This is a genomic window from Paraprevotella clara YIT 11840 (assembly GCF_000233955.1).
GTDB lineage: Bacteria > Bacteroidota > Bacteroidia > Bacteroidales > Bacteroidaceae > Paraprevotella > Paraprevotella clara.
Genome location: NZ_JH376646.1, coordinates 561 through 790 on the forward strand (window position 1 = coordinate 561; position 230 = coordinate 790).

Below are 230 nucleotides of genomic sequence, written 5' to 3' on the forward strand. Positions count from 1 at the left end.
TGACGGCTATTGGGTAGTAAACGGACAAAAAACAGATATCAAAGCAAAAGGAACTGACGGAACCAACGGACAAAATGGTTCTAACGGAACTAATGGTAAAGATGGAAAGGACGGAAAAGACGGCATTACTCCTACTATTTCAGCTGATGGCTATTGGGTAGTAAACGGACAAAAAACAAATATCAAAGCTAAAGGAACTGATGGAACCAACGGACAAAATGGTTCTAACG

The 230-nt window shown here is 40.4% G+C and carries 1 pseudogene; it reads left to right on the forward strand.

What is annotated here, in order from left to right:
• Window positions 1–230 (forward strand): annotated as a pseudogene (locus tag HMPREF9441_RS18755) (PL29 family lyase N-terminal domain-containing protein); the annotation flags it as partial.